At 71.3% G+C, this 22,051-nt stretch carries 15 protein-coding genes; 12 read left to right on the top strand and 3 right to left on the bottom strand.

Annotation, left to right across the window (positions count from 1 at the left end):
* Positions 1–116 precede the first annotated feature (116 nt).
* The 3 genes from IPG72_05615 (at position 117) to IPG72_05605 (ending at position 3,990) form a co-directional block, all read left to right on the top strand.
* Positions 117–968 (top strand): polyphosphate kinase 2 family protein, encoded by an 852-nt coding sequence (locus IPG72_05615; GenBank protein ID MBK6768500.1) that lies wholly within the window; start codon positions 117–119, stop codon positions 966–968.
* Between the two features lie 224 nt (positions 969–1,192).
* Complete coding sequence (locus IPG72_05610) at positions 1,193–2,587, top strand: hypothetical protein (GenBank protein MBK6768499.1); 1,395 nt, start codon at positions 1,193–1,195, stop codon at positions 2,585–2,587.
* A 50-nt stretch (positions 2,588–2,637) separates the two neighbouring features.
* Positions 2,638–3,990, top strand: a complete 1,353-nt coding sequence (locus IPG72_05605) for a hypothetical protein (GenBank protein MBK6768498.1) — start codon at positions 2,638–2,640, stop codon at positions 3,988–3,990.
* A gap of 9 nt (positions 3,991–3,999) precedes the next feature.
* Here the strand turns inward: IPG72_05605 and IPG72_05600 are convergent, their stop codons facing one another.
* Positions 4,000–5,100 (bottom strand): M20/M25/M40 family metallo-hydrolase, encoded by a 1,101-nt coding sequence (locus IPG72_05600; protein ID MBK6768497.1) that lies wholly within the window; start codon positions 5,098–5,100, stop codon positions 4,000–4,002.
* Between the two features lie 164 nt (positions 5,101–5,264).
* Here IPG72_05600 and IPG72_05595 point away from each other — a divergent pair, with 164 nt between their 5' ends.
* Together IPG72_05595 and IPG72_05590 are read left to right on the top strand one after the other, a co-directional pair.
* Positions 5,265–6,665, top strand: coding sequence for a M28 family peptidase (locus IPG72_05595; protein MBK6768496.1), 1,401 nt, complete (start codon positions 5,265–5,267; stop codon positions 6,663–6,665).
* Positions 6,662–7,207 carry a metallophosphoesterase family protein gene (locus tag IPG72_05590; GenBank protein MBK6768495.1) on the top strand — a complete coding sequence of 182 codons (546 nt, stop codon included), beginning with the start codon at positions 6,662–6,664 and terminating at the stop codon, positions 7,205–7,207. Before IPG72_05595 ends, IPG72_05590 begins: the two co-directional genes overlap by 4 nt.
* A gap of 72 nt (positions 7,208–7,279) precedes the next feature.
* Here the strand turns inward: IPG72_05590 and IPG72_05585 are convergent, their stop codons facing one another.
* Entirely contained in the window at positions 7,280–8,206 is a 927-nt protein-coding gene (locus IPG72_05585; protein MBK6768494.1) for a TerC family protein, read from the bottom strand.
* 357 nt (positions 8,207–8,563) lie between these two features.
* On the opposite strand from IPG72_05585, the gene IPG72_05580 reads away from it, so the two are divergent.
* Complete coding sequence (locus tag IPG72_05580) at positions 8,564–9,931, top strand: hypothetical protein (GenBank protein MBK6768493.1); 1,368 nt, start codon at positions 8,564–8,566, stop codon at positions 9,929–9,931.
* A gap of 29 nt (positions 9,932–9,960) precedes the next feature.
* Here IPG72_05580 and IPG72_05575 read toward each other — a convergent pair whose 3' ends face one another.
* On the bottom strand, positions 9,961–10,704 hold the full coding sequence (locus IPG72_05575) for a TerC family protein (protein MBK6768492.1): 744 nt from the start codon (positions 10,702–10,704) through the stop codon (positions 9,961–9,963).
* 329 nt (positions 10,705–11,033) lie between these two features.
* On the opposite strand from IPG72_05575, the gene IPG72_05570 reads away from it, so the two are divergent.
* The 6 genes from IPG72_05570 (at position 11,034) to IPG72_05545 (ending at position 21,922) form a co-directional block, all read left to right on the top strand.
* Positions 11,034–13,466, top strand: coding sequence for a tetratricopeptide repeat protein (locus IPG72_05570; protein ID MBK6768491.1), 2,433 nt, complete (start codon positions 11,034–11,036; stop codon positions 13,464–13,466).
* Positions 13,463–15,574, top strand: coding sequence for a pyridoxal-phosphate dependent enzyme (locus IPG72_05565; GenBank protein MBK6768490.1), 2,112 nt, complete (start codon positions 13,463–13,465; stop codon positions 15,572–15,574). The genes IPG72_05570 and IPG72_05565 overlap by 4 nt, the downstream gene beginning before the upstream one ends.
* A 10-nt stretch (positions 15,575–15,584) precedes the next feature.
* Positions 15,585–15,980 carry a response regulator gene (locus IPG72_05560; protein ID MBK6768489.1) on the top strand — a complete coding sequence of 132 codons (396 nt, stop codon included), beginning with the start codon at positions 15,585–15,587 and terminating at the stop codon, positions 15,978–15,980.
* 64 nt (positions 15,981–16,044) lie between these two features.
* Positions 16,045–17,328, top strand: coding sequence for a threonine synthase (locus IPG72_05555; protein MBK6768488.1), 1,284 nt, complete (start codon positions 16,045–16,047; stop codon positions 17,326–17,328).
* A 15-nt stretch (positions 17,329–17,343) separates the two neighbouring features.
* Complete coding sequence (locus IPG72_05550; protein ID MBK6768487.1) at positions 17,344–20,370, top strand: tetratricopeptide repeat protein; 3,027 nt, start codon at positions 17,344–17,346, stop codon at positions 20,368–20,370.
* 1,015 nt (positions 20,371–21,385) lie between these two features.
* A complete protein-coding gene (locus tag IPG72_05545) occupies positions 21,386–21,922 on the top strand; it encodes an MFS transporter (protein ID MBK6768486.1) in 537 nt (178 codons plus the stop codon).
* Positions 21,923–22,051 lie beyond the last annotated feature (129 nt).

Raw genomic sequence — 22,051 nt, 5'->3', positions numbered from 1 at the left:
GCCCGCGTCCGCGCCGCACGGCTCGCTCGGCGGCTGGCGCGCGGCGCGGTCCGGACCGATTATATCGGCGGATCCCGATCCGATCCCCATGGACCAACCGCCAAGGAGTGGTCACGATGCCCGCCGACGCCCCCGACATCCGCTCGATCCTCAAGCGCATCGACTTCGATCGCCACCGCGTCAAGCCCGGCGAACGCATCGACCTCGACAAGATCGACCCCGAGGGCGACGGTGCCTTCGACGGCGACCGCGCGGACGCCGAGGCCATGTTCGAGACACTGAACGACCGGCTCGAGGTTCTCCAGGAGCTGCTCTTCGCCGAGGGCAAGCACCGCGTGCTGATCGTGCTCCAGGCGATGGACTGCGGCGGCAAGGACGGCGTGATCCGGCGGGTGTTCGACGGCGTGAACCCGGCAGGCGTGAACGTCGCGTCCTTCAAGGTCCCGACGTCCGTCGAGCTGGCGCACGACTACCTCTGGCGCGTCCATCCGCACGTGCCGGGCAGCGGTGAGATGGTCCTCTTCAACCGCAGCCACTACGAGGATGTCCTTGTCGTGCGCGTCCTCGACCTGGTGCCCGAGGCGCGCTGGCGCAAGCGCTACGACCACATTCGATCCTTCGAGCAACTGCTCGTCGACGAGGGGACGACGATCCTCAAGTTCTTCCTGCACATCGACCGGGACGAGCAGGCCGAGCGGCTGCGCGAGCGTTTGGCCGACCCCGAGAAGCGCTGGAAGTTCCGTCTGGGCGACCTCGATGCCCGCCGAGCCTGGGATGCCTACATGCGGGCCTTCGAGGACGCGATCGAGCACACGACGACGCCGGACGCACCGTGGTACGTCATCCCGGCCAACCGCAAGTGGTACCGCGACCTCGTGTGCGTCGCGACGATCGTCGAGGCGTTGGAGCGGTTGGACATGCGGTTCCCGCCGGCCGAGGACGGGGTCGAGGGGGTGGTCATCGAGTAGCCGGCCGCGTGTTGTAGACAACGCGGCGCAAATCCAGGGCACCGTTTCCCGTCGCCGCGTGTCGAACCAGTCGACAGGCGCATGCGCCGGCCGCTGAACGCAATGAGTGCGCTGGATGAACGTGAACGGGAACGCCAACCTGGATCTACTTCGACAGCGATCGCCCAGCTGTCCGATCCGCGCGGGCAACGGTCGCGGCGCTGGCCGCGGCGGTTCCGCTGGCCGTGGCTTTCGCGCTGACCGCACCCGCGGCGCGATCCGTGCTGGGCCAGGCGCCGACTCCCCAGCCGCAGACCACTTCCCCTCCGACCCCCGTCCCGACCCCGGTCCCGGGACCCGGTCGGACCGCTCGGCCGCCCGGCTTCGCCCTTCTCGGCGCCCTGCCCGAGTGCAACTTCCACGCATCGCTGTCGGCTTCGCAGGATGCGGTCATCGCGGGCGAGCCGGTGACGCTGACGGTCAGCACCGCCATCGATTGCCCGCAGCAGCTCGACCGGCGTGCGGCCGTGGTCATCATCGGCAGCCGGACGCACGCCTCGATCCGCGATGCACGTGCCAGCCTTACGCTGCTCGTCGAGCACATGGCCACCGGCCGCGGAACGCGCCTCGCGATCGTCGAGGTCGGCGCGGCGACCGGACCGGCGCCGTGGGCGTCGACGCCGGCCGAGATCGCGGCGCTTGACGGGCGCGTGCGCCAGCTCGAGGTGCAGACCGCGCTGGACGAGACCGCGTGGGTGGACGCGATCGGCGCCGCCGAGAGGCTGCTTGGTGCGACGCGGCCGTCGGAGCAGCCGCTTCTGATCGTCCTCGACAGCTGGGGGCCGGTCTCCGGTCAGGCGCACGTCGTCGAACGAATGCAGGAATTGGCCGGCGCGACACGCGACAGGGCCGGCCAGGTCTGGCTGCTCGACGTCTCGACCACCGGGTGGCTGGCTGCCCGAATCTTCCGCCCCGTTCCGGTTGACGGCACCGTCGTCGCCCTCTTCCCGGCGGCCGAATTGAACGAAACGCTCGAGCACCTGCTGCACCAGCTGCTCGCATCGGCCGCGGCGCCGATCACGTTCGTGGACGTCTTGCTGGAAACGCACATGCAGGTGGGTGAGGAAATCCCGGTGACGGCACCGACGGCGGACGACGCGACGAACAGGACGGCCCGGTGGAAGACGCCCGGCACCGGCCACCGGATGACGCTGCGCCACACGGCGTCTTTCCGGACGACCGGCATACACTCCATCGGCACCACCAATTCCACGGTCGCCATCGAGCGCACGCTGCCGGCGCTTCGTTCGTCGCGCCGCGCCGGGGTGTTCGTCTGTGTCGATCCTCCGCCGCCGTCCCCCGCCATCTGCCGGCGCGCGGCGGTGCCGCCGACAGCGACCCCGCGTGCGATTTCGACGAGCGATCCGCTCACCGAAACGCCGACCCCCACCCCAAGCCCCGCCGTTCACGCTACAGGGACGGCGATGGCCACCGCCACCGCCACCGCCATCGCGACGCGCACGCTCCCGCCGACGCTACCGCCGTCGCCGGATCCGCCGGACCCGACCGCCCCATCGGCCACGTCGCCCGATGCGCCCGCGCGGACATTGTGGCTGCCGATCGGGATCCGGGATCGATGACGTCGTGCCGAGGTGGCCGGCCTGCCGGCGCACATGGAATGGAGGGTTCGATGCCTGAGCAACCCACGCCGGCGGCAAGCGGCGCCACCAGCCCCACCCTTGTCCCCGCCGCCAAGGCCATGCGACGAGGTCCGATCCGCGGCGCGGCGTCGATGTTTGCTGTGCTGCTCGCCTTGTCGCTCGGCGTGCGGCCCGCCGGCGCCCAACCCGCCGTCCCGACCCGCCCGCCCGCGCCCTCCCCGCCACCGTCGCCGACGGCGACGTTTCCGGGCGGCCTGCCCGATACCCAGACGATCCTGGGCACGCTGCCGAGCTGCACCATCCGGACCGGCTTCGCCGCCTCGACGACCGTGCTGCAAGCGGGTGTTCCGGTGACGTTGACGATGGACGTCCAAGTCGAATGCCCGCGGCTGCTGGACCGCCGGTCGGTGGTCCTGGTCGTCGGCGGCGTGAGCCCGGCCCGCGCCGCCGACATCGCTCAGAGTTTCGCGCTGCTGGTCGAGGTGCTCGAGGCTGCGGACGGCACATCGCTGCTGACGATCGACCTCGACCGTCCGGGTGTGGCTTCGGGCTGGGCCACGACCGCGGACGAGTTCACCGCTGCGCTCGGAAGCCTCCAGCGGATTCCCATCCGCCCGGCCTTCGGACCGATGTCGTGGCTCACCGGCCTTGACACCGCCGACCGGTCGCTGCGCACGGTGCGGCCGACCCACCGACCGCTGCTGATCGTGCTCGACGCGACGGGACCGGCGAAGGCGGAGGCGGAAACCGTTGACCGCATCGCAGCGAGCTTGGTGACGATCCGCGACATCGTCGGTCAGGCCTGGCTGTTCGATGCGTCGGAAATCGGCTGGCTGGCCAAGCGGTTGGCGTTGCGGTCCGAGTTTTCGGCGATGCTCGTAACCCTGATGCCCATGGGGTCGGACCGTGCGACGCTTGCGTCGCTCGTTCACCAGACGCTCGGCGCCTTCGGCGCGCCGCTGGACTCGGTCGAGGTCCAGCTGCGGCTCCGGCCGCGTTGGTCCGACGGGGTCCCCGAGACCCAGCCGCCGGCGGAGGTTTCCACGCCGACGCTGGTGAACTGGGTGCTGCCGGCCGGGGGTTATCGCGCCAGCGGCCGATTCCAGGCCGTGGTCGAAGCCGCTGCGCCGGTCGGTGCCGGAATTGCCCAGGCGTTCGTCTTCGCGCCGCGCGCGCAACCCGCGCCCGACACGAGCGCCTTCACGAAGGCCCTGACGTTCTGCGACGGACCGCCGCTCCCGGGCCCACCGATCTGCATGCCGACTGCGGTCCCGTCGTCGTTGCCGCCGACGCTGTCACCGCCGACGCCGCCGCCCGCCGTTTCGCCGGCCATGAAGCTCACACTCTGGCTGCCGTTCGCCGAGCGGGGTCCGCGCCGATAGGGCCGCCGACTACCCCACCGTCCCGAGGTACGCCGCCACGATGTCCCGCGCCGCCTCCAAGTCCCCGGTGTGGATCATCTCCGTCACGGTGTGGATGTAGCGCGTCCCGACGACGATCCCGACCGCCCGCGCCCCAGCCGCGGCCTGCTGCGCCGCGGCGCCGTCTTGGCCGCCGGCCCGCAGGATCGTCCGCTGGAACGGGATGCCGCGGTCGATGGCGAGCGCCTCGATCTCCTTGACGAGGTCCCAGTCGGCGATGAACGAGCTGTCCTTCACGTGTAGTCCAAAGCCCTTGCCGTGCTGCGTCACGCGCTCGCGCTCCGGGACGCCCGGCGTGTCGCAGGACAGCGTGACGTCCAGCCCGAGGCCGATGTCGGGCTGCACGGCGAAGGCCGCGGTCCGCGCACCGCGCAACCCGACCTCCTCCTGCGTCGTGAACGCCACGACGATCTCGCACGCGTGGCCCGTCCCTGACGCGTCGAGCGCACGCACGGCTTCGATGCCAAGCCAGCACGCGACCCGGTTGTCGAGGGCCTTCGACACGACCTTCTCGCCGATCTGCAGGCAGGGCTCGTCCATCACGACGTAGTCGCCGACATGCACGCGGGCCCGGACGGAGTCCGCCGGGATCCCGAGGTCGACGTAGAACTCCGGGACCTCCGGGATGCGCTTGCGCTCTTCGGGCGTGCTGATGTGGACGGGCTTGCCGCCCGGGTTCATGACGCCCGGCAGGTCGCCGTCGTCCGTGCATAGGCGCACGCGGCGGCTGAACAGGTTGCGCGGGTCGAATCCGCCGACGGGATCGAGCCACACGAAGCCGTCGTCGTCGACGGCCGTCACGAGGAAGCCGATCTCGTCCATGTGGCACAACAGCATGACCCGCTTCGGCCGGGCGCCGATCGTCGCGCCGTCGTCCGCCGGGGCGCCGTGGGGGCCGCTCGTCGACGTGCCGGGGCGCGGTCCGCGCCGGCAGATCAGGGATCCCATGGCATCCACCTCGACGGCGTCGAACAACCCGTGGATCTCATCGGCGATCAGGGCGCGCACCCGGTCCTCGCGGCCCGGCACGCCGGGCGTTTCGCACAATCGCTTGAGCAGATCGAAGTTCACGCCGGTTTCCTCGTCAATTCTGGTGTGCAGGGCCGCTCGATTCCCCGCCGCCGTCACAGGCGTCGCCATACCGCTCCGGACGGCTTGGACGGCGCGCGGGCGGCGTGTTATACCACACGACGCCGAGGGCCCCCCGCGCCGTGACCCGTCGAGGACCGCACCCGATGCCCCACCCCGTCCCGCCCGAAGTCGCCGATGTTCTCCTCGCCGAGATCCTCGGCCGTCCGACCGCCCATGGCCTGCTCGGTGCGCTGTGCGACACCGTTGGCGGCCGCCCCGCCGGCAGCGACCGCGCCGCGGCGGCCGAGGCGTGGGCCCACGACTTGCTCGCCGGCTGGGGCCTCGCCGACGTCCGCTACGATGCGTTCGAGATCACTGCCTGGACGCGCGGATCGCTGACGGCCGAGGTCGTCGCACCGTCGGTCTGGCCCCTGTCGGCCCTGGCGCACGGCAACTGTCCGCGGTCCGCCGACGTCACCGGTCCGGTCGTCGATGTCGGCCACGCCGAGCCGGCGGACTGGGCGCGCCTTGGCGACACCGTCCGCGGCGCCGTCGCCTTGGCCGATGAGGACGCGTCGCCGGGCGTGCGGGTGCGGCACCGCAGCGAGAAGCTGGCGGCCGCCGCGGCGCACGGTGCAGCGGCGCTCCTCATCCACAGCCGGGACGCGGGCAACATCGCCCGCACCGGGGTGTGCGCGGACGGCGAGGCCGCCATCCCGAGCCTCGGCATCAGCTTCGAGGACGGGCAGCGCCTGAAGCGCCTCCTCGGCGCCGGCACCGTGCCGCTCGTGCACGTTGCGACGACGAACACGTTCGCACCGCGCACGACGCGGACGGTGTTGGCCGACCTGCCCGGCACGGAGCGCCCCGACGAGATCGTCCTGGCGGGCGCCCACCTCGACAGTTGGGACGTCGCCCAGGGCGCCACGGACAACGGCCTGGGAAGCGCGATCGTGCTCGAAATGGCGCGCGCGCTGGCGTTGCTCCACGCCGCCGGTGTCCGCCCGCGCCGGACGATGCGCTTCGCCCTGTGGGCGGCCGAGGAGATCGGGCTGTTCGGTTCGCATCGTTATGTCGATACTCACGGAGCGGCGCTCGCGTCACACGTCGGCGTGATGAACTTCGACATGACGGGCGATCCGTACGGCTACTGGACGCCCGGGCACGCGCCGAGCCCGGTGCTCGGCGCACTGGCCGATCAGCTGGCGCCGCTCGGCATGCGCCGCGTGTTCGACGACAAGGCCGGCCTGCACAGCGACCACGAACCGTTCATGCTCGAGGGCGTCCCGATCGTCGGCTTGAAGGCCGTCCTCCCGCCCGAGGTCGGCCGGTACTACCACGGCTTCGGCGACACGTTCGACAAGGTGGCCGTCGCGCCGTTCGCCCGCGCCGCGTGCGTCGGCGCCCACACGCTCTGGGCGCTGGCCGACGCGCCTGACCGCCCGCTGCCCCACCTGCCACCGGGCGACGTCCGGGCGATGCTGGAGCGGGCCGACCTGATCGAGGCGTTGCAGGTGGCGGGGTACGACGGGCCGGCGATGAGCGCGGCGGCGACGCGGCCTTGAGGACGACGCACCGCGGCGAACGCGCGGGCGATGTCACGTCCCCCGCGGTCCGCCTCGGCCTCGTCGCCGACACGCACGGCTGGCTCGATCCGGCGGTCCTCGCCCACTTCGCCGGCGTCGACCTGATCGTCCACGCCGGCGACATCGGCGACGCCGCCATCCTCGACGCGCTGCGGGCCGTCGCACCCGTGCTGGCCGTGCGCGGCAACATCGACTACGGCGTGCTGTCCGACCTGCCGCTCGCGGCGTGGGTCGACGTCGAGGGCGCGCGCGTCGCGTCGCTGCACATCGCCGGGCCGCCCGGTCGGCCGAACGCCGAACTGCGCGCCCTCGTCGACGAGGCGCGACCCGGCCTCGTCGTCGTGGGCCACAGCCACGTCGAGGGCTTCTGGCGCGTCGGCGGCGCGCTCGTCGTGAACCCGGGCGCGGCCGGCCACCACGGCTTCCACACGACACGGACGGCCTACCTCATGTCGCGCGAGGACGGCGCCGAGTGGCAGGCGTGGCGGATCGACCTCGGTCCGCGCGGGCGGCAGGGTTAGTACCCCGCCACTGCCGATTCTTCGGCCTCCGTATGTCTGCTGGGCACTCCGAGCGTGTCCAGTGGCGGGGTACTAGGCGGCTGTCGGCTCGCGCTTCGGGAACGCCAGCGACGCCGCCACGCTGCCGCCGATGAGGACGGCGATCACACCGAGCGAGAGCGCCGTCGGGACCTTGAAGACGTCCGCCACCACCATCTTGGTGCCGACGAACACGAGCACGAGCGCCAGGCCGAGCTTGAGCAGGTGGAAACGGTCGACGACGCCGGCCAGCAGAAAATAGAGCGAGCGCAGGCCGAGGATCGCCATCACGTTCGACGTGTAGACGAGGAACGGGTCGGTCGTCACGGCGAAGATCGCCGGGATCGAGTCGACGGCAAAGATCAGGTCGGTCACCTCGACGAGGAGCAGGGCGAGGAACAGCGGCGTTACGGCGCGCCGGCCGTTGATCCGGGTGAGGAAGTGCTGGCCGTCATACCCGCTGCTGACCGGCACGACCCTGCGCGCCAGCCGTACGACGAGGCTCATCTCTGGATCGAGCTTACGGGCCTTCTGGAAGGCCATCTTGATACCGGTGCCGATGAGGAACGCGCCGAAGACATACAGCAGCCAATGGAACCGCTGAATGAGCACTGCCCCGAGCCCGATCATCGCCCCGCGCAGGACGAGCGCACTGACGATGCCCCAGAAGAGCACCCGGTGCTGATACATCTTCGGCACGCCGAGCGCACCGAAGATGAGGACGAACACGAAGATGTTGTCGATCGACAGGGATTTCTCGATCAGGTATCCGGTCAAGAACTGCAGCGCGACCTCCGATCCTTGCCAGAGGTACAGCACGCCGTTGAAGACCAGCGCCAGCGAGATCCAGAAGGCGCTCCACGCTGCGGCTTCCCGCACGGAGACCTCATGTGCGGTGCGATGGAACACACCGAGGTCGAGCGCCAGCAGCACCAGGACGAAGGCATTGAAGGCGACCCAGAACCAGATGTTGTCGGCCATGACTCACTCCGGGAGGGCGGTCGCACGGCAACGAAAAAGGCGAGGCCGAACGACCCGCGAGGGTTGCGTCTCGGTCTCGCCTGCCATGTCGCCGTCCCGCGGCGCACACGCCGAACGGCCGGGAGCGTTGGCTCCGTACTGACGACCGTTCGTCCCACGGCCGGCTTGCGCCGGCAGGTGGCTACTCCCCGATAAGTTGCCGAGGAAGGTAGCGGTGTCCGCGGCGAAGGTCAAGCCTGCGGCGCCCTTTCATCGCTCACCGCGCGCTCCGGAGCCGGGGTGCGAGCCGCTCTGCTATCCTTGGCGCGCTGCCGAAGCACGCACCATCGCCATCCCGTCGTCATCGCAAGGTGGACCATGCGCCCGTCCCCGCTCGCTGGCGCCATCGCCGGCCTCGTCGTCGCCGCCGCTGCCTTGGCGCCGCGGACAGGGTCCGGCCCGCCACCGTCGATCCTGGCGCAGCCCCCGCCGGAGACGGCGAACATCCCGCGATCGCCGACCGGGACGCCGACGCCCATGGGGCCGGCGGCGTGCGGCTTGGTGGTCGCACCACCCGTCATCCGGCCGCGCATCCTCGGGCCGGGTGACCAGGCCGCCGTCCGGATCGAAGCGGCCTACGACCTCGGCCCACACCCGTTCGCCATCCGCGACCGCATCGTCATCGTCGTCGGGCCGGTGGAGGACGATTTGGCGACGGTCGTGTCCGCTGGGCTGGAGCGCCTCGCGGAGACGGTCGAGCTCGATCGGGGCAACGAGCTGGCGGTCATCGCGGTCGGCGCGGCGTCCGATCCCGTGCGGTGGTGGTCCGGAGCCGGCGCGCTCGGCGAGGCGCGACGAGCGCTGGCCGTGCTGCCGCACGGGGACCGCAGTGCCGAGGACTGGGTTCGGGCGATCGATACCGCCACGGACGCGCTCCTGTCCGGCCCGCCGACGAAGTCGACGGCGCTCCTCGTCGTCGCCGATCGTCCCCCCGGCCCCACCGGTGCGTTCATCGACTGGCGCGCACAAGCCGTCCGGCTGCGCGACGCCCTTGTCCAGCGAACGGTCGTCGAGCTGACGGCGAAGAGCTGGCTGAGCACGCTCGTCGTGGGCGCGGGCGGCGAACTGCATCGCCTGAACTCGCTGACCCGCGAGTCGTCCGTGGCCGTGCGGGTGCTGCGCGGCGCACGGCAGCGCTTGGTCGGGCTGACGGGCGTCGGCTGGCACTACCGTTTGGAGCTGGGCGAGGATCGGTGGCGCGCGTTCCCGATCGAGCCGTTCCAGGCCGACGGCCAGACGCTCGACAGCACGGTCGTGTCGTGGTCCGAGGGCATCGACGCATGGTCCGGTGCGTTCGTGTTGGGCTACGGCGTGGCGCCTCCGAACGGGCGCAACAGCGGCACGGAGTCCGTCGTTCCGCTCGCAGCCGGCAGACACACCCTGACCCTTCGTCTCGGTGCACGCGGCTCGTGCCAGGCGGCGCTCGACGTTGGCAGCCTGTGCATCCACCGGCGCGGCCATCTCAACGATGACTGCGGCTCGTTCGAGGCCGGCCAGACGGCGACGGCCGGGGCGCCGACGGCAACACCGACGTTGTCCGCCACGGCCGGGCCAGGAGAAACGGCGTCCGCCACCGCCGCGCCCACATCGATGTCCACGTCGACGCCGAGTCCGACACGCGTGTCGACCGTTCCGCCGGTGTCACGATTCGAAAGCTATCTGCCCGTCGCACACCGACAGCAGTAGGGCGTTGCGGCGTCCCGACGCCTGAAACGTCAGCCCGCCGCGTCCGGATCCGGCGTGTTGTGCAAGTGCACCGGCTCGCTCGACCGCCGCACCCGCAGGTTGACCAGCTCCACCACGAACGAGAATGCCATCGCGAAGTAGGCGTACTGCTTGAGGCCCAGCGCGTGCGCGGTCTCCGGGTTCCATCCTTCGATGACGAGCATCGTGCCGATCAGAATGAGGAACGCCAGCGCGAGGACCTTCATCGTCGGGTGCCGCTCGACGAAGGAGGCGATCGAGCCGGCGAAGACGAGCATGACCACCGCGGCCACGACGACGGCGGCGACCATGATACGCAGGTCGTCGGCCAGACCGACCGCCGTGATGACGGAGTCGAGCGAGAAGATCACGTCAATCAGCAGGATCTGGACGATCACGCCGGCCATCGTGCTGACGCGCGCGACCTTGTGCACGTCGTCCGCCTCGAGCTTCTTGTGGATCTCGGCCGTGCTCTTGGCGATCAGGAACAGCCCGCCGAAGAGCAGGATGAGGTCGTGGCCGGAGAGGCCGCGGTCCGCGCCGGGAAGGCCGGTGATGAGCGGGTCGTTCAAGCGCATCACCCATGAGATCGAGAACAGGAGGAGGATGCGCGACAGGACCGCCAGGCTGATGCCCAGGCGCCGCGCCAGCCCCTGCCGTTCGCGCGGCAGCGCACCCGTGAGGATGGCGATGAAGATCACGTTGTCGATGCCGAGCACGATCTCGAGCACGGTCAGCGTGAGGAACGACACCATGTTGGCGGTCGTGAACAGATCGGCCACCGATCACCTCGCGGTCGACACAGCGCCCGGACGGGCGCACGGATGGTGCGCTGCGCCCGGTCGGGCACACCGTCAGCGCGGCACCGCAGATGGTATCGACGCACCGCGTCCCGTCAATGTGGCGCACGAGAGGACGTCGCAGATCCGAATCGGCGGCGCGAACCGACGGAAAAACGACTGACCGCCTATTGACGGGCGCCGCCCAATGCGGGTATCCTTGCGGGCCCCACCCCTCAACACTGCGCACGCGACGCTCCCCCTTGTTCCCATGCGTCGGGCGGGGCGAACGACAGGGGCAATGGATGGTCGATACCCTCGGCGCCTCCACCACCGACGGCCGGCAGGTGGATCCGCGCGCCACGATCGACGTGCTCAACGCGCGGGCGTGGGAACGCCTGCAGGCCGACGTGCAGGAGTCCACCGCCCTGGCCGAGGAGGCGTTGGCCTACGCGGACGGGCTCGGGTACGACAAGGGCATCGCCGACGCACGGCGGACGCTCTGCGCCTGCCACGTGATCAAGAGCGAGCACGAACAGGCGCTCTCCGAGCTTCCCGCCGTGCGCGAGCTCTACCGCACGCTCCAGGATCGGCGCGGCGAGGGCAGCGTCGTGAACATCCTCGGCAGCGCGTACGGCACGCTCGGGGACTTCCCGAAGGCGCTCGAACTCTTCCTCGACGGCCTCGCGATCGCCACCGAACTCGGCGATCAGCGCGGCGAAGCCGTCGCGCTCGGCAACATCGGCCAGGTGTACGCCGAGCTGGGCGATCTCCCGAGCGGACTCGAGCACACCGAGCGCGCCCTCGCGCTGCGGCGCGCGATCGACGACGAGGCCGGGGCCGCGGCGACGCTGATGAACCTCGGCGCGATGAGCGAGATGGTCGGCAGCCTCGACCGGGCACGCGCCTGCCACGAGGAGAGCCTCGGCATCCGCCGCCGTCTCGGCGACCGGTTGGGCGAAGCGATGTGCTTGGAGAACCTCGGCACGGTCTGCGCCAAGCAGGGCGATGCGGACGGCGCGGAGCAGTACTTGCGCACCAGCCTCGAGATCGTGGACGAGCTCGAGATGCGCCAGTGGCAGGGACTCGTGCGCCTCAGCCTCGGCAAGCTCGTGGCGGCCGACGACGACCGACTGGGCGAGGGCATCGGCCTGTTACGCGATGCGGTCAAGGCCCTCCAGGAGATCAGCTTCCGACCGCGCGAGCTCGAGGCCCACCGCGCGCTGGCGGAGGCCTACAAGCGCGCCGGCGACACGGCGCGGGCGCTCGAGCACTTCGAGCAAGCGCACACGCTGGAGCGGGAAGTCTTCAGCGAGGGCGCCGAGCGCAACGTCCAGAACCTGCGCGTGCGCTACGAGGTCAAGGAAGCGCAGCGCGAGGCCGAGATCTACCGCCTGAAGAACGTCGAGCTCGCCCGAACCTATCAGGAGCTGGCCGAGGCCGAGCACGAGCGCGCCCGCTACACCGGCCTGCTGCGCACCTCGGCCGAGACCGCCGAACTCCTTTCGACGATCCTCGACCCGGCGGCCCTGCTCTCGGAGATCATCCAGCTCCTGCGCGACCGGTTCGACCTCTACTACGTCCACCTCTTCCTTGTCGACCCCACATCGGGCCAGCTCGTCGTCCGCGCCTGCAGCGGTGACGTCGGCGCGCGGCTCGTGGAGGGCCGCTTCGCGATCCCGCTCACCGCACCGCGCAGCCTCGTGGCCCGCGCCGCGACGGCCCGCACCGTGGTGAAGGTGGACGACGTGTACAGCGAGCCGGCGTTCCTTCCGAACGCGCTCCTGCCCGACACCCGCTCCGAGGTCGCGCTGCCGCTCGTCGCGCGCGGCGAGCTCGTCGGCGTGCTCGACCTGCAGGACCGCGCCGTCGGCCGGTTCGCGCAGGCCGACATCGACGCCCTGCTCGCCCTCTCCGGACAGATCGCCGTCGCGCTCCAGAACGCACGGCTGTTCCAGGAGGTGCAGACCACGGCCGAGCGGCTGCGCGAGGTCGACCGCCTGAAGAGCGAGTTCCTGGCGAACATGAGCCACGAGCTGCGCACCCCGCTGAACTCGATCATCGGCTACGCCGAGCTGATCCTGATGGGCCTCGGCTCGGACGTCGACCCGGCAGCGCGCGAGGACATCGAGGCGATCCACGACAATGGTCAGCAGTTGCTGCACCTGATCAACGACCTGCTCGACCTGGCGCGCATCGAAGCTGGCCAGATGCGCCTCGAGCCCGAGCCCGTCGGCGCCGCCGAACTCCTCGAACGGGCGCGGGTCACGAACGCCGGCCTCCTCGTGGGCCGCCCGATTCAGATGCACGTCGTCTCGGCGCCGGACGTCCCGCCCATTCAGGGCGACCGCGTCCGGCTCGGCCAGATCCTGAACAACCTCGTCGGCAACGCCGTGAAGTTCACGCCCGCCGGTCATGTCTGGTTGCGCTGCTACGGCGAGGGCGACGAGGTCTGCCTCGAGATCGAGGACACCGGTCCGGGGATCAGCGAGTCCGACGTCGCCGCCATCTTCCGGCCCTTCCGCCACGCCGACAGCCCGTTCACCCGCCGCGCCCGCGGCGCCGGGCTCGGGCTGGCGATCACGCTGTTCCTCGTCGAGCTGCACAACGGCGCGATCGAGGTGAAGAGCCGACCCGGCGTCGGCACGGTGTTCACGGTCCGCCTGCCCGCCGCGCGGTCCGCGGCACCGACGCTCGGCGCTCCGACGGCGTACGCCAATGGGACGGCCGCCGCGTGACCACCCTCTTCAACGCCGTCACGTGCCTGGAATGCGGCCACCGCACCGCCGCCGACGTGTACGCCGAGGCCTGCCCGTCGTGCGGCAGCGCCTGGCTCGATGCCGGCTACGACGTGCGCCGCCTGCCGCCGAACTGGCCGGCGCTCGTCCGTTCCCGCGTCAGCTCGATGTGGCGCTACACCGAGCTGCTGCCGTTCGGCGACGAGGTCCAGCCGCTGTCGATGGGCGAGGGCTGGACGCCGTTGACGCGGTCCGCCGGGCTGGCGGGTGAGCTCGGGTACGGCGACCTCTGGATCAAGGACGAGCGCCAGCAGCCGACCGGCAGCTTCAAGGACCGCCAGGCAGCCGCCGCCGTGACGGCCCTGGCCGCGCGCGGCACGCGCGAGCTCGTCATCGCGTCCACCGGCAATGCCGCAGCGGCCTACGCCGCGTTTTGCGCGCGGGCCGGCATCCGGTTGTGGGTCTTCCTCACCTCGAGCGTGCCGGCCGAGAAGATGCGCGAGCTGGCGCTGTACGGCGCCGAGGTCGTGAAGATCACCGGCACGTACGATCAGGCCAAGTCCGTGGCGGCCGACTTCGCGGCCCGGCGCGGCATCCCGTTCGACCGCGGCGCCAAGATGATCCCGGGCAAGGAGGCGATGAAGACCGTCGCCTACGAGATCGTCGAGCAGCTCGGGTGGCGAGCCCCGGACTGGTACGTGCAGGCGGTTTCGGGCGGCATCGGACCGCTGGGCGTGCACAAGGGCTTCGGCGAGCTCTTCGCCGCCGGCCTGATCGACCGGATCCCGCGGCTCGGCCTCATCCAGAGCGAGGGCTGCTCGCCGATGGTCCGCGCCTGGGAGCGCGGCGAGGTACACGCCACGCCCGTCCAACCCGATACGCTCATCACCGTGCTGGCCACCGGCGACCCCGGCCCGGCGTACACGATGCTCAAGAGCGCGATCGACCGCCACGGCGGCGCGATGGTGGCCGTCAGCGACGGCGACGCCTTCCGCGCGATGCGCCGCGTGGCACGCGCCGAGGGCTTCTCGGTCGAGCCGGCGGCCAGCGTGGCGTTCGCCGGCCTCGAAGTGCTCCGCCAGCGCAACTTCGTCGCCCCCGACGCCACTGTCGTCGTGAACTGCTCGGGCCACACGTTCAGCGCCGAGAAGCACGCGCTGGAGGACCGCTACACCTTCACGCTCGATCTCGGGCGCACGCGCGAGCGACCCGGCGGCAGCGAGGGCCTCGGCGCGGCGCTGGAAGGGCTGGACGAGCAGGTGACGACCGTCGTCGTCATCGACGACAACCCCGACCACAGCCGGCTGATTCGCCGACTGCTCCAACGCTACCGCAATTACCGCGTCCTCGAGGCCCACAACGGCCCGGACGGACTCGACCTCGTCCGCCAGCGGCGGGCCGACGTCGTGCTGCTCGACCTCATGATGCCCGGGATGGACGGCACCGCCATCCTCGAGGCGCTGAAGCGCGATGCGCGGACGGCCGGCGTGCCGGTGATCGTCGTTTCGGCCAAAACGCTCGAGGTCGAGGAACGCCGGTGGCTCGAGGCGCGATCGGCGTCCATTTGGCAGAAGGGGAGCTTCAGCGCCGCCGAACTCGTCGAGCACGTCGTGGCCACCGTCGGCCGGGCGGGCAACGGCGCCGACGCCAACGGCACGGGTACCGGCGACAGCGACACAGGCACGCTCGACGCGAGCGGTCTGCGGAGCGACGCGACCGCGTTCGGCGACGGCCGGCGGCCGAGCATTCTCGTCATCGACGGCTTCGAGCTGGATGCCCGGCTCCTGCGCCGGTTGTTCGAGTCCAGCGGTCGTTTCTCCGTAACGGTCGCGTCCACCGCCGCAGCCGCCCGGCTGAACCTGGCGCGCGCCCGGCCCGACCTGATCATCATGGACCTCTCGCTGCCGGACGCCGACGGCGAAGACATCGTCGCCGAGATCGCCGACGCGGGGGCGATGGCCGACGTGCCGCTCGTAATCGTCAGCTCGCGACAAGTGGACCCGCGTACGCGCGCCCGGCTGTCGGCGCGCGCGGACGCGATCTGGACAAAGGATACGCTCGACCGCAGCAGCCTGTTGGCCCACGTCGAAACGATCCTGCTGCCATGAGGAGCCGCGCGTGAGCGACAAGACCGTCGTGTCCATCGAGGACAACTACCACAACCGCCGCCTGGTGCGGAAGATCCTCGAGTCGTCCGGTTTCGTCGTCGTCGAAGCAGAGGACGGGCTGTCCGGCCTGGCACTTGTCCGGAAATTGCGCCCGCGGCTCGTCCTGTTGGACATCGGCCTGCCCGACATCGACGGCCTCGAGGTCGTCCGCCAGATCCGCGCCGACGCCGACCTGGCCGGGATCAAGGTCATCGCGATCAGCGCCTCGGCGATGCGCGGCGACCGCGAGCTGTTCCTGGCGGCCGGCTGCGACGACTACCTGGCCAAGCCGATCAAGGTGGCTGAGTTGCTTCACTTGGTGGAGTTGCACTGGCCAAGCGGGCAGGCGGCGGAGGTTGTCGGGTGAGGGGGTGGATGGGGGCCGATGGCATGGGGGCCGACGAGAGGCCAACGCCCTCTCCGGACGACCCGTGAACCACGCCACCAGCCTCCTCACCCATCTCGAGTGCGCCCGCTGCGCCGCGACGTACCCGGTCGACGCGCTGCTGAACCTTTGCACCGCGTGCCGCTCGCCCCTCCTCGCGCGCTATGACCTAGCGGCAGCCCGCGACGCGCTGCCGCGCGCCGCGCTGGCGGACCGCATCGGGTCGCTCTGGCGGTACGCCGAACTGCTGCCCGTGGTCGACGATGCGTGGCGGCTGACGCTCGGCGAGGGCTGGACGCCGCTGCTCGCCACGCCTCGGCTCGGCGCGGCCGTCGGCCTGCCGAACCTGCTCGTCAAGGACGAAGGGCTGAACCCGACGGGGTCGTTCAAGGCGCGCGGCCTCGTGATGGCCGTTTCGCGGGCCGGCGAACTCGGGGCGAAGGCGGTCGCGCTGCCGAGCGCCGGCAACGCGGGCGCGGCGCTGGCGGCGTACGCCGCGCGGGCAGGCCTGGCGGCCCACGTCTACGTCCCGCGCGACGTTCCGCCGCTCATCGCGCTCGAGACCCGGATGCTCGGCGCCGAGGTGACGCTGATCGACGGCCTGATCACGGACTGTGCGGCCCACGTCAAGGCCGGCGTGGCCGAGGGCCGCTGGTTCGACTGCTCGACGTTGGCCGAGCCGTACCGCGTCGAAGGCAAGAAGACGATGGGCTATGAGCTGGCGGAGCAGCTCGGCTGGACGCTGCCGGACGTGATCGTCTACCCGACGGGCGGCGGCACCGGGTTGATCGGGATGTGGAAGGCGTTCGACGAGATGGAGGCGCTCGGCTGGATCGACGGCCGGCGGCCGCGGATGGTCAGCGTCCAGAGCGCCGGCTGCGCCCCGATCGTCCGCGCCTGGGAGACCGGCGCGGACCGCGCGGCGCCGTGGGTCGGCGCGACGACGGTGGCGCCCGGGCTGCGCGTGCCGTCGGCGATCGGCGACTTCCTGATCCTGGACGCGGTGCGGGCGAGCGGCGGCTGCGCGATCGCGGTCGAGGACGACGCGATCCTGGCGTGGCTGCCGCGGATCGGCCACGCCGAGGGGATCTTCACGGCCCCCGAATCGGCGGCGACGGTCGTCGCGGCGGCCGAGCTCGCGGCGCGCGGCTGGATCGCGCCAGACGAACGGGTGCTGTTGTTCTTCACGGGCAACGGCCTGAAGTACGAGTACTTGTTGGCGGACGGGGCCGGTGCAGGCGCCGCGGTGACGCACAACGGCGTCACTGCGTTAGACGCGGTGAGCAGCGAGACGGCCGCCGTCGCCATGACGCGCGGCGAAGAGCGCTGAGTTCCGGAGGGGCGAGTGGCGGACGTGCTGGGCGATCTCGAGGGGCAACTGGCCGACGCCGCCGATGAGTCGGCACGCCTTGCTGCCCTGAACGCCCTGGCCTGGGAGTTGAAGAACGCCGATCCGGCGCGCGCCGCCAGCCTGGCCGAGGAGGCGCGCACGATCGCCGCCCGTCGGGACGACGCCCTCGGGCACGCGTTTGCGCGCCGCACGATCGCGGCGTGGCGCTTCCTGCAGAGCGACTTCGCGTCCGTCCTCCACGAACTCCCATCGATCCGCGCTGCGTTCGAGGCGCTGGGCGACCGGGCGAACGAGGCGAGCGTCCTGAACTTGCTGGGCAGCGTCCACGGCAGCCTGGGCGACTACACGGCGGCGCTCGAGCACTTCGCCGCCAGCCTCGAGGTCGCCACCGAGGCAGGCGATCGGCGCGGCGAGGCGGTGGCGCTGGGCAACATCGGCCACGTCCGCCACGAGCTCGGCGACGACGAGCACGCGCTGGACTACCACTTGCGCTCGCTGGACATCAAGACCGGCCTCACGGACAGGCCGGGCGAAGCGATGAGCCTGATGAACATCGGCGTGGCCTACGAGGCGCTGGGCGATCTGTCGACGGCGCTCGTCTACCACCTGCGTGCGCTCGTCATCCGCCAGCAGCTGGGCGACCGCCGCGGCGAGGCGATGAGCCAGACCGTCATCGGCGAGCTCTATCTGAAGATGGGCGACGACGGCAGCGCGCTGGACTACTTCGAGGAGAGCCTCAGCATCTTCCAGGCGCTCGGCGACCGCCAGTGGGAAGCCCGCGCGCTGCGCGACCTTGGCGACCTGCACAGCCGCCAAGGCGACAGCGACGCGGCGCTCGACCACCTCCACCAGGCGCTGGCGATCGTGGAGGACATCAAGGCCCAGTCCCGCATCGCCGAGCTGCACCACGACCTCTGTGCGCTCTACAAGGCCCGCGGCGACCACTCCCGCGCGCTCCACCATCACGAGGTCTTCCACGCCCTGTCGATGGAGGTCCACCAGGCCGAGGCCGAGCGGGCGCTCGATCACTTGAACGTGCGGCTGAAGGCCGGGCTGACGCGCGGCGGGGGCGGGGGCGGCGCGTCGGTGCCGGGCGGGAACGCAGCGCCTGGCGGGACCAGCGGGACGAATGGATCGCGTTCGACCCATGTGCCGTCTGCGTCCCATGCGCCCCCCACGACACCTGACTTCAGCTCCCCGGCGGACGGGCCCGCCGCCGCCGCCACCGCATCCTCCGCCGACCCCGACGCAGACGGCGCCCGCCGCTCCCGCACGCTCGAGGCGCTGCGACGCGAGGTCGTGAAGGACCGGCTGCTCGTCGAGAGCCTTGGCGTGCCGTTCGTGGCGCTCCAGACGGACGGGACGATCTTCCACTGCAACACCCCGTTCGCCGCCTTCCTCGGCGGGACGGTCGACGAGATCGAGGGCAAGACGCTGGCCGACGCGGCGCCGGACCTCGCCGGGACGTCGCTGGCCGATGCGCTGGCGCTGGCGCTCGACGAGGGTCAGAGCGTGACGGCCGAGGTGGCCGTGCGGGAGCGGTGGTGGCACCTGCAGGCTTATCCAACGACATGGGGCGGCGTGCTCGGCGTGCTCGAGGACGTGACGGCGCGCAAGGCGGCGGACGTCGAGCGGGCGCGGTTCACGGGGCTGCTGCGGACGGCGGCCGAGGCGGCCGGACGGCTGTCGGCGATCCTGGATCCGGCGCAGCTGCTGCCGGAGACGGTCGAGCTGCTGCAGATGCGCTTCGGGCTGCACCACGTCCACATCTACGTGTACGAGCCGGCCTCGCGGAGCCTCGTCGTCCGCGCGGGCAGCGGGTACGTCGGCCGGCGGCTCTTCGCCCGCGGCCACCGGATCAGCCTCGACGCGGCGCGGAGCCTCGTCGCGCGGGCCGGCAGCCGGCGGGAAATCGTCTACGAGCCGGACGTGCGCGCGGGCGAGCTCTTCGTGGCCAACCCGCTCCTGCCGGACACCCGCAGCGAGCTTGCCCTGCCGCTCATGGCCCATGGCGAGCTCGTCGGCGTCCTCGACGTCCAGGACAACGAGGGCAACCGCTTCTCGCAGGCCGATGTGGACGCGTTCAGCGTTCTGGCCAGCCAGATCGCGGTCGCGCTGGACAATGCGCGCCTGTTCGGCGAGCTGAAGGCGACGAGCGAGCGGCTGCGCGAAGTCGACCAGTTGAAGAGCGACTTCCTGGCGAACGTGAGCCACGAGCTGCGGACGCCGCTCACGAGCATCCTGGGCTATGTCGAATTCATCCTCGGCGGCTACTCCGGCGACATCTCCGACGAGGTCCGCGAGGACGTCATGGCGATCCATGAGAGCAGCCAGCAGCTCGTCGGCCTGATCGACGACCTCGTCGATCTGGCGCGGATCGAAGCCGGCGAGATGCGCCTCGACCGCGTGGCCGTCGACCTGCCGCCCTTGCTCGACGCCGTCCGCACGGGCTCCGCCGGACTGCTCGTCGGCCGCCCGGTGAGCCTGCGGATCGACGTCGAGGACGATCTGCCGCCCGTCGGCGGCGATGCGCTGCGCCTGAAGCAGGTCTTCAACAGCCTCGTCTCCAACGCTGCGCGCTTCACGGAGTCCGGCGAGATCGCCGTCCGCGCCTGGCGACTCGGCCGCGACGTCGCGATCTCCGTCGCCGACACCGGCCGCGGCATCGCCGCCGACGAGCTCCTCCTGCTGCGCGACGCCCTGCGCCGCCCCCCGCCCCGCTCGGCCGGCCCGACGTTCACCCACCGCGCCCGCGGCACCGGCACCGGCCTGACGATCGCCCACCACCTGGTCATGCTCCACGGCGGGACGATGGACATCCAGAGCGTGCTCGGGGCGGGGACGACGATCACGGTGCGGCTGCCGGCGATCGGAACGGGCGGGGTGGACGCGGTCGCAAGCGATGCGGCGGCCGGGGCTGCGACGGTGGGCATGTCGGCAGGGGCGACGGCCGCCGCGAGCACCGGGGCGCAGGTGGATGCGGGGCTGCTTGGGGGGGGCGGGGCGCTCGCGTTGTTCTGAGGTCGGGGGGTTGAGGCGTGACGCCCGGCAGTGGACCAGACCCGAACGGGCGAGTTGCCGGACTGGCGGTCAACCCTCGCCCGCGTTTCGAGCCAAGTGGGACGGTGTCGGCCGGCCACGATACCGCAACATCCTTCGATCGAGGCCCCGCCATGCCCCCGCCCCCCCACCAACGCCACAACCTCACCTTCTGCGTCCTGAACGGCGCCTTCTTCGGCCTGGCGATGGGCTTGGCGTCGTTCGTGTCCGTCATGCCCCTCTTCGTCAAGTCGATCTCGCCGTCCGTCATCGCCCTCGCCCTCATCCCGTGGCTCCATCCGCTCGGCTGGCACGTCCCGCAGCTCTTCCTCGTGCGCCGCGTCGCGCGCCTGCACCGCTTCCACCCGGCCGTGCTCCGCGCGACGATCGTCGAACGCCTCCCGTTCCTCGGACTCGCCGTCCTCGCCGTCGGACTGCCGTGGCTCCCGCGACATGTCGCCGTCGGCGCCGTGCTGGCGCTGCTCCTCGTGTTCGGCCTGGGCGGTGGCCTGACCGCGCCGCCGTGGCAGTCGCTCCTCGTACGGATGACGGAGTCCCGGCGTCGCGGCGCGTTCATCGGCATCATGGTCGGCGCCGTGCAGCTGATGGCGGCGCTCGGGGCTTGGGGCGCCGGGCGGATCCTGGAGCACTCCCCAGGCCGCATGGGCTTTGCGGCGTGCTTCGGCATCGGCACGGCGGCCATGGTCGTGTCCTACGGTTTTCTGTCGCGCCTGCGCGAGCCGACACAGCCCGCTGCCCCAACCCCTGCGGCAGCCCCGGCCGACGCATCCGACGCATCTGCACCATCTGCCCCATCCGACGTCGACGATGCAGCCGATGCAGCTGATGCAGCTGATGCAGCAGGTGCAGCCCTGCAGCCACTGCAGCAACTGCCAAGCACACGAACGTCCCGCCCCCGTCCATCCGCGCCGTCTGGCAAGCCGATCCGCACTTCCGCCGTTTCGTCGCCGCCCGCCTCGCCGGTTGGTTCGCGCTCATGCCCGCCGCCTTCTTCGCCGTCGACGCCCAGGCGCGCCTCGGTGCAACCCTGTCCGACATCGGCACCTTCGGCGCGCTGTTCGCGCTCGTCCAGGTCGTCCTCAGCCCGGCACTGGGCTGGCTTGCCGACAACGTCGGCCACCGGCGCGTGATGGCCGGCGGGGCGATCGCCGCAGGGGCGGCCGCGCTGCTCGCCGGCATCGCCCCCTCCCTTGCCTGGATGGGCACCGTCTTCGTCCTCGCCGGCACGGCGAACATCGCCCTCACGATGATCCCGTTGGTCTACATCCTCACGTTCGGCGACGCGCACACCCGCCCCGCGTACATCGGCCTCGGCCACAGCCTCGCCACGCCCGCGCTGATCCTCGCGCCGCTCATCGGCGGCGCGCTGGTGCGAGCGACGGACGGCTATGTGGCTGCCTATGGGCTGGCCGTGATCGCCGCCGTCGTGACCGCCGCGCTGCTCCTCATCGACCGCCAGCTGACGCCGGGGCGCAAGCCGCCGCGCGATGCGGTCGCGGCGCTGGGGGCCTGACGCCGCCAAGCATCCTCCCCCAGCATTCGAGTATCCTCCCCCTCCCCCAGCATTGGGGGAGGGGGTCGGGGGGTGAGGGCCTTAGGCGATCCGACGACGCCGACTCCCACACCGTAACCATTCCCCCCT

This window comes from Candidatus Avedoeria danica (assembly GCA_016703025.1).
In the GTDB taxonomy this organism is placed as follows: Bacteria; Chloroflexota; Anaerolineae; order Epilineales; family Epilineaceae; genus Avedoeria; species Avedoeria danica.
Note: the sequence above shows the minus strand (reverse complement) of the source record. Positions and strands in the feature narration are given on the sequence as shown.